Genomic DNA, 7,657 nt, shown 5'->3' with positions numbered 1-7,657 from the left:
AATACGGGAATTCTTCCCTTTTCGTTAGTTTACTTCACCGGGGGATGTTTTTCTAACTTTTTCAGTTTTTCGTTTCACGGATTCAGGTTAACACATAATCATCCTTCATTTCCCTCAGTAGCTTCTTCATCTCTAAGGCAACGACAACATCAAGCGAAGTCAGCGGCTCATCCAGCAGAATGACAGGAGGCCTCATGAGGAGTACGAGCAGCATTTGCAGCTTATTTTTCATGCCGTGCGAATGATGCTTAATCAGCTTGTGGCGGTCACTCTCTTCAATAGACATTAGGTCAAAGAGTGCATCTATATCGCCACCCTGGTCTGCAACCGCTTCCTGATTCACATCTATATAGAAACGAATAAATTCATATCCGGTCAGAAATTCCGGCAAAATCGGCAGGGAATGGATATAACCTACATCCTCTGCCTGCAAATCACGGCTGGAATTGCCGTGTACCAGCTTCATCCTTCCGCGATCTGCCTCTAATTCGCCGCTTAAGCAATTGAACAAAGTCGTCTTCCCTGCCCCGTTGCGGCCAAGCAGACCGTAAATCTTCCCTTGCTCAAACACCATGTCCGCACCGGTCAATACATGCTTACCGTCAAAGCTTTTTTCCAGGTTCTCTACAACTAGCTCCATCCTGTTAGGTCCGATCTTTAGATTATCCGTTGTGATCTTTAACACACACCTTTTTGTAGTTTTAGTTAAAGATAACACCGGCTTTTGGGGGATGGGTTGTAGAGAAATTTTTAAAATATAGTATACTTCACTTAGTATTGCTTCTCGCTGCTGATTACATTCTTCATGGAGCTGGTATCTTCCTTGAATGCATTTAGATTAAAAAGAACAAGCTCCAGCATTCTCTCATTGTAGCGGTCTGTATCTCCGGCAATATGCGGCGTAAGGATTACATTCTCCATATCCCATAAGGGGTGGTTTGCGGGTAAGGGTTCAGTCTCGAATACATCTAATGCTGCTCCTTTCAGCTTGCCAGATTGCAAAGCTTCAATTAAATCAAGCGTATTAGTCGTTTTCCCCCTCCCAACATTGATATAAAACGCACCTTCCTTGAACGCTGCAAACTGTTGAGCATCAAATAAGTGGGCAGTCTTCGTAGTGAGCGGGAGAATATTAACGATATAATCACTTCTGTGGAGTACATTGTTAAGCTGCTCTACCCCGTACATCTCATCAATGGATGGGTCGGGTTTATTGGAGTTGCGTACCCCTAGCGTGTACATTCCTAACGCTTTAGCGATTTTTGCTAACCGGCTGCCGATATGACCTACACCAACAATTCCAATAGTTCGACCGGACAATTCTCCGAAGTTCAAATGTTCCTGCCACGAATGCTTGATCTGATTGCGTATCGCCAGATGCAAGCTTCTCTCATGCATAATCATGTATCCGAGTATCTGTTCGGCCATATTCTTCGCTGAAGCCCCTCCGGAGTTAGTTACTATCACCTTGTTCTGACCGAACCGTTCTAAAGGAAGGGAGTCGACTCCGGCATTCCACACCTGCATCCACTTCAGATTTGGATTAGCCAAGATCACTTCTGCCCATTGTTCATCCCATCCGAATATAATTTCGGCCTCCAGAATATCACTTTCTGCAGCCAGATGTTGTCCCATGAATGTCATTTCGTATTTGCCTAAAGCCTTCTCCAGTTTCGTTTCCGCAGAAGCTTCCATAGAAATTAAACTAACAGCTTTCATCAAAGTACCTCCTCTATATCATGAAGTGTGGAATATAAAAAAGCGAAAATAGTAGCCAAAGCTACTATTCCGCTGTAGTGAATCAAATATTGAATTATTCCTTTATTTCAGCATTTGCTACAAGAACTGCGCGGCCAAGCGTGTGGCCGAACATATTAAACCCTAGAAATGCCGGAGTTGCTTCCGGGCCTACCCCAATATCCTCGACATCCAGGGCGTGGACTACATAATAGTAACGGTGAGCCCCATGGCCTGCTGGAGGAGCTGCGCCTATAAATCTTGCGGCACGCGCATCATTGGGAAGCTGATAGGCTCCATTCGGCAGATTCGTTCTTCGGTTATTATTTAACTTCTGCAGAAGCTTCTATAACTGCTCTTCCTAAGGTATGACTCAGCATATTAAATCCGAGCAGTGCCGGTGTATCCTCTGCCGTAACTCCGATATCTTCAACATCCAGGGCATGTACTACAATGTAGTACCTGTGAGGCCCGTCACCTGCTGGAGGAGCAGCCCCGATATAACGGGCGGCCCGTGCATCATTAGGCAACTGAATGGCTCCTTCAGGCAGCTTGGCTCCGCCCTCGTCCCCGGCACCTGTAGGAAGCGAAGTGACATTAGCCGGAATGTTAATCACGGCCCAGTGCCAGAACCCTGAGCCTGTTGGCGCATCCGGGTCGTACATCGTTACAGCATAACTTTTGGTTCCTTCCGGTGCTCCCGACCATGTCAGCTCGGGCGAAGCATCTTTACCACCCTCCACTCCGAATATAGCTGACATTTGCTCTGTCTTAAGTACGCGATCTTCGCCAATATCCGAGCTTTTGGCATCAAAAGCAGCAACCTGCGGCATCCGGTAGAACGGATCATTTTGGGACTGTGCTGATGCGGCTTGGTTTGTATCCTGGTTCTGACTGCAGGCTGATAGTATGAATACCCCCGCCAGCAATACGATTCCCCACATTTTTCTCATTGTAATACTCCTTTCCGGATGATGTATTTTATGAATAACAAACTAACACATAAACGATTTTATATTATATAATATATTTTGTAAATATAATCGATTATTTAATTAATCATCATCTTGTAATTGTATTAACGAATGTAACCGTCTGAATTGCATTTTGTTCAAGTAATTTGGTAAGGTTAAGCTATCATTAATAGCTGATGGACCTTTATTTAAGTAACTTATATCTGATTTCATAAAGGATGGTTTGTATTTATGGCTAGAAGAAACGGCTCGTCCACACTTAGCGAGGGTGTTCTGCAGCAGCTTCGGGCAGAGATTCTGTCGGGGAATCTTCCTCCCGGGAAGCCCCTCAAGGCATCTGAATTATCGGGGACTTTCCAGGTTTCCATTGCTGTTATCCGTGAAGCCCTAACCAGATTAGCGGAGCAAGGGTTAATTGTATCCATGCCCAACCTGGGATTCAGCGTGAAGACGATCTCCACAACTGAACTGCAGAACCTGATAGAATTCCGCATTCTTAATGAAGGGGCGGCCCTTGCTTCTGCCATTGAACATGGCGATATTCATTGGGAGTCCACGATCATTGGGGCCTATCACAAGCTCAGTCAGACTCCGCAATATTTATCTGAGCAACCTGCCCGAATTAACGAGCAGTGGACGGAGCTGCACCGGGAATTTCACTACAGTATCCTGTCTGCATGTCCTAATCCCTTCCTTACAGATCTCTGTGTGCGTCTGTGGGATATCAGTGAACTCTATCGGCACTGGTCGATCACAAGGGATTTGAACCGGAACGTGAACGAAGAGCATAAGGCTTTGATGGATGCTATCATTGCACGGAATACGGATGAAGCTGTCGCGCTGCACAAACAACATATCCACGTAACCGCAGACATCCTGATCAAAGAACAGAAATAGCAGGCACAAGTGGAAACGGCTTTCCGTCCTGTTACAGGACGGTATCGTTTCAGCGAGAAATATAAGAATTAAGTTATCATGTGAAACATATAAATTCTGGCGTAAATAAAAACCATTCCTTCCCCAGGGGGCGAGAAATGGTTTTTTATTTTTACACTAATTTGTTCCGCAGGGTACCCAGCCCCTCAATGGTCACTTCAACCTCATCTCCGGCGGTTAACCACTGTTGTTTATCTTGAGGGTAGCCCAGAATAACACCTTCAGGAGTGCCGGTAAAGATTAAATCCCCGGGCTTCAACGTCATATATCGGGAAATGTAGCTTACCAAATATGCACAGTCAAAGATCATGTTCTTCGTATTCGCCAATTGGCGGACCTCCCCATTCACTTTACAGCTGATTTCAAGATTGGAGGGGTCTACTTCATCGGCTGTTACAAGATAAGGTCCAACGGGAGCGAACTGATCCAATGATTTCCCGAGAAACCACTGGCCTGTGAGCAACTGAAGATCTCTTGCCGACAGATCGTTACCGGCACTGTACCCAAAAACATAAGATAAGGCTTCCTCTTGCGATACATTTTTGGCCTCTTTGCCGATAACGAGAACCATTTCTGCCTCATAGTCATATTTCTCCGCAGTTTCGGGCAGCTTAACCTTTTCATTGTGCGCAGCCAGCGCATTGTTGAATTTACTGAACAGAACGGGTGATTTGGGAACCTCCATCTTGGCTTCCTGGATATGCGGCATATAGTTGAGTCCGACACATATCAGTTTCTCCGGCTGTTCTAACACAGGAAGAATATGAAGACTGCTCTCTTCCAGATATAGTGCCTCTCCGTTCAGCTCTTGCGCCTTATCCGCGAGGGCCTGAAGGGAATCCAACCCTTGTTGTCCTTGATTAATTATATCTTGCATAGTGCTTGGAACAGCCATATTTAAGGTTTGCCCTGCTTTAGTAACATCAAGGATGCCTTGGGGAGTCCACACCCCCACTCTCGGTTCCTGGTCTTGCAGAAAATGAATGAGTTTCATGATTATATTATCCTCTCGGTGTCATTTAGTGATTGGTGCATTGGCATACGTGCTGCACAGCTCCGTCAACTAGCCTGCGAACGATGTCCACTTCGGCGGCATTCCTCGGTGCATAGATCATTAAGTAGGTGTCAGGTAAGCCGAGAATTGGAGAGCCTGATAAGGAATGACGCTCTCCCCACCCTTTCGTGATGACTTCTGATGCGTCACTTGGACTGAACACCATGTGCATAGAAGAATCATCCGGATGGATATGAGCAATCTCTCCACAGGTGATTTTACTTACGGGATGCCCATTAATCTCTTCACGCAGCGTGATGGCATCATTACGCTTCTCATAATAGCTCTTCACAAAATGAATCGTGGTTGGATGAGCGTGTACGTAATCATCGAAGGTACGCTGAAGCAATTGTCTAATTTCCTGGTCAGGACGCTGGTCCAGCTGTCTATGGGGAACAGGATGAACGCCAATTCTCGGCCGCTCCCCTTCCCGGTAGGGCAACGTTTCAAGCCGGATAGAATCTTCCGGTCCCCCAATCCGCTCCTTATAAATATCAAGGGAGAGAGGGTCCCGCTTCTTCAAACGGTAGTATGAGACCAACAACCAGCCATACGGATTAAAAGGCACACCTCCTTTTCCTAACGACTTCCATTTTTTGTAGTCCCAGATTGCCCATGCCATAAAGATAATGACCAATGCAATGAAGGGAATATACACCATGAAGTCACCTCCTATAAAATCGATTATATATTATATAATCGATTTTGAGAAGCTGTAAATTGATTAATTCAATTTTTACAGATCTGTTCCTTTAGATGAAATCACACGTTTATACCAGAAGTAGCTTTCTTTACGCACTCTTCTCAGTTCTTTTGGCTCAAGCTCGTCACGGTCCACATACACCAGGCCATATCTTTTGCTGAAGCCGTTGCTGGAGCTCACGATATCTATGAACGCCCACATATGGTATCCGATTACCGGAATGCCTTCATCAATGGCTAAGCCCATCTGCTCGATATGCCCTTTGAGATAATCAATGCGGTAATGATCATCAATTTTTCCCTCTGAATCCAGGACATCGGCCGTACCCAGGCCATTCTCAGTGACCATAAGCGGCAACTGATAACGGTCGTACAGGTCGCGGAAGGACTTCCTGAAGCCCGTCGGATCAATCTGCCAATTATATTCGGTCGCAGCCAGATAATCGTTTGGCACATATCTGAAATAACCGGGAAGGACAGGGTTCAGGATGCTTGTGTAATCGGCTGCAGTCTCAGGTGGGCAGTACTGGGCTGCAAAAGTGACGTAATAGTTAAATCCGATGAAATCCGGAGATCCAGCTTTTAGAATAACTTCATCCCCGGGTTGAGTCTCCGGCAGCCACCCCTGCCGTGCGAGATAATGCTTGTAATAAGCCGGATATTCACCATAGACATACGTATCGGTCAAATAATGATTAAGCAAACGATCCGAGTCTTGGGCGGCCAGAACATCTTCCGGGCGGGAGCTTGCCGGATAGGCAGGCAGATAAGCAAAAGCTGGGCCAATTCTGGCCTGCGGACAAAGCTCATGACATGCAGCGACTGCCCTGGCCGCAGCCAGGAACATATGATAATTTATCTGGTGCCGTAATTTCTCTTTGACCTCACCGGCCTCCAGATGCTCCAGGCCTAATAGCTTATCCTTGCGGATCATCAGGTTTTGTTCATTGATCGGCAGCCAGTATTTTACCCGGTCCCCGTAAAGATTCAGCAGCGTACGTGCATATCTGTCGAAGTCATCGATGCTCTTCCGTGACTGCCAGCCGTTATACTGGTCAATAAGGGCCTGGGGCATATCGAAATGGTACATGGTGACGATAGGCTCAATGCCGTATTCCAGAAGCGTATTAATCAAGTTATTATAGAAGGCTATACCTTCAGTATTAGGTTGTTCATCGTTTCCATTTGGATATATGCGGGTCCAGGCTATAGAGAAGCGGTATGATTTCAGGCCAAGCTCAGCCATGAGTTGAATATCCTGTTTGTATTTATGATAAAAGCCGCTTGCGATTGTCGTATCTGCATATTGATCTGCATGTTTGAATGAAGCTACATCCGCTACAGAAAGCCCTTTTCCACCCTCTGCGTAGCCTCCCTCCACTTGAAAGGCAGATGTTGCAGCGCCCCACAAAAAATCGTCTGGAAAGCTCCTTTTATTCGTTAAGTCCGTCATTATAATTCCTCCTGCTGGTTGTTTGAAATTCTTAGAATGTTTTCATGCGCTAGGATTTCCCCGTGTGAAAGAATATCAACTTCGGAGTAATCCAAGCGATCTGTCACGATAAGCATAGTCGTCGTATCGAAGCCCTCGGTTTGGATTTTGTCCAGCTCACACTGAACGAGCAACTCACCCTGTCTTACGATCTGCGCTTCCTTCACATGCACTTGAAAATGCCTGCCCTTTAACTTAACGGTGCCAATTCCAACATGAATCAACAGCTCAATGCCTTCTGCCGTGCGGATGCCGACCGCATGTCCACCCGAATGAACAGAGACAATCTCGCCATCGCAAGGCGCATATACTTGCCCCAGCCTAGGCTTAATCGCTATCCCTTGTCCTAACGCTCCGGATGAGAACGCTTCATCATTCACGTCTGCCAATGGAATAACAGTGCCACTTACCGGAGCTTGGATAACAACTTCGCTGGAAGGCACAGCTTCAGTCTTGACAGAACTTACAAGTGATCCTTCCGGAAAGTCGTCTTCCATTTTAAACTTCCATAGCAGGGTTACTACAAAGGCTAGGACAAACGCAGCCACTATGGAGATAATAATCCCAACAAATCCCGGTCCGAAGAAGATCGGCAATGTCATCAGTCCCGGAACTGCGGCGGCGTATGCTTTGGAGCCTGCAGCCCCGACGATAATTCCGCCAATAGATCCGCTACCTGAATCCGTGAAACGAAAAACTGAAAAAGTTAGAAAAACATCCCCCGGTGAAGTAAACTAACGAAAAGGGAAGAATTCCCGTATT

Annotated in this window: 9 protein-coding genes; 1 reads left to right on the top strand and 8 read right to left on the bottom strand. The window is 46.2% G+C overall.

Features of this window, described 5'->3' with window-relative positions; all coding sequences use genetic code 11:
* Window positions 1-82 precede the first annotated feature (82 nt).
* The 4 genes from C162_RS29035 to C162_RS29025 form a co-directional block, all read right to left on the bottom strand.
* Complete coding sequence (locus C162_RS29035; RefSeq protein ID WP_084649083.1) at window positions 83-640, bottom strand: ATP-binding cassette domain-containing protein; 558 nt, start codon at window positions 638-640, stop codon at window positions 83-85.
* A 131-nt stretch (window positions 641-771) separates the two neighbouring features.
* Window positions 772-1,719, bottom strand: a complete 948-nt coding sequence (locus C162_RS29030; protein ID WP_036700565.1) for a D-2-hydroxyacid dehydrogenase — start codon at window positions 1,717-1,719, stop codon at window positions 772-774.
* A 94-nt stretch (window positions 1,720-1,813) separates the two neighbouring features.
* Entirely contained in the window at window positions 1,814-2,044 is a 231-nt protein-coding gene (locus tag C162_RS37720) for a YbhB/YbcL family Raf kinase inhibitor-like protein (RefSeq protein WP_442792482.1), read from the bottom strand.
* Between the two features lie 16 nt (window positions 2,045-2,060).
* On the bottom strand, window positions 2,061-2,690 hold the full coding sequence (locus C162_RS29025; RefSeq protein ID WP_200869243.1) for a YbhB/YbcL family Raf kinase inhibitor-like protein: 630 nt from the start codon (window positions 2,688-2,690) through the stop codon (window positions 2,061-2,063).
* A gap of 252 nt (window positions 2,691-2,942) precedes the next feature.
* On the opposite strand from C162_RS29025, the gene C162_RS29020 reads away from it, so the two are divergent.
* Entirely contained in the window at window positions 2,943-3,608 is a 666-nt protein-coding gene (locus C162_RS29020; protein WP_036700563.1) for a GntR family transcriptional regulator, read from the top strand.
* 151 nt (window positions 3,609-3,759) lie between these two features.
* Here the strand turns inward: C162_RS29020 and C162_RS29015 are convergent, their stop codons facing one another.
* The 4 genes from C162_RS29015 to C162_RS29000 all read right to left on the bottom strand — a co-directional run bounded on the left by C162_RS29015 (window position 3,760) and on the right by C162_RS29000 (window position 7,497).
* Window positions 3,760-4,641, bottom strand: a complete 882-nt coding sequence (locus C162_RS29015; protein ID WP_036700561.1) for a fumarylacetoacetate hydrolase family protein — start codon at window positions 4,639-4,641, stop codon at window positions 3,760-3,762.
* A 25-nt stretch (window positions 4,642-4,666) separates the two neighbouring features.
* Window positions 4,667-5,362, bottom strand: coding sequence for a luciferase domain-containing protein (locus tag C162_RS29010; RefSeq protein ID WP_036700559.1), 696 nt, complete (start codon window positions 5,360-5,362; stop codon window positions 4,667-4,669).
* Between the two features lie 75 nt (window positions 5,363-5,437).
* Entirely contained in the window at window positions 5,438-6,856 is a 1,419-nt protein-coding gene (locus C162_RS29005) for a glycoside hydrolase family 1 protein (protein ID WP_036700557.1), read from the bottom strand.
* Window positions 6,856-7,497: a PTS sugar transporter subunit IIA gene (locus tag C162_RS29000; RefSeq protein WP_051494016.1), complete on the bottom strand. Its 642-nt coding sequence runs from the start codon at window positions 7,495-7,497 to the stop codon at window positions 6,856-6,858. Before C162_RS29000 ends, C162_RS29005 begins: the two co-directional genes overlap by 1 nt.
* Window positions 7,498-7,657 lie beyond the last annotated feature (160 nt).

The sequence above is a fragment of the Paenibacillus sp. FSL R7-269 genome (assembly GCF_000517865.1).
GTDB lineage: Bacteria > Bacillota > Bacilli > Paenibacillales > Paenibacillaceae > Paenibacillus_AQ.
Note: the sequence above shows the minus strand (reverse complement) of the source record. Positions and strands in the feature narration are given on the sequence as shown.

Bases quoted from the DNA above. Each gene is read 5' to 3' on its own strand.
- C162_RS29015 (WP_036700561.1), bottom strand. From the start codon at position 4,641: ATGAAACTCATTCATTTTCTGCAAGACCAGGAACCGAGAGTGGGGGTG.
- C162_RS29020 (WP_036700563.1), top strand. From the start codon at position 2,943: ATGGCTAGAAGAAACGGCTCGTCCACACTTAGCGAGGGTGTTCTGCAG.
- C162_RS29030 (WP_036700565.1), bottom strand. From the start codon at position 1,719: ATGAAAGCTGTTAGTTTAATTTCTATGGAAGCTTCTGCGGAAACGAAA.
- C162_RS29035 (WP_084649083.1), bottom strand. From the start codon at position 640: ATGGAGCTAGTTGTAGAGAACCTGGAAAAAAGCTTTGACGGTAAGCAT.
- C162_RS29000 (WP_051494016.1), bottom strand. From the start codon at position 7,497: ATGACATTGCCGATCTTCTTCGGACCGGGATTTGTTGGGATTATTATC.
- C162_RS29010 (WP_036700559.1), bottom strand. From the start codon at position 5,362: ATGGTGTATATTCCCTTCATTGCATTGGTCATTATCTTTATGGCATGG.
- C162_RS29005 (WP_036700557.1), bottom strand. From the start codon at position 6,856: ATGACGGACTTAACGAATAAAAGGAGCTTTCCAGACGATTTTTTGTGG.
- C162_RS29025 (WP_200869243.1), bottom strand. From the start codon at position 2,690: ATGAGAAAAATGTGGGGAATCGTATTGCTGGCGGGGGTATTCATACTA.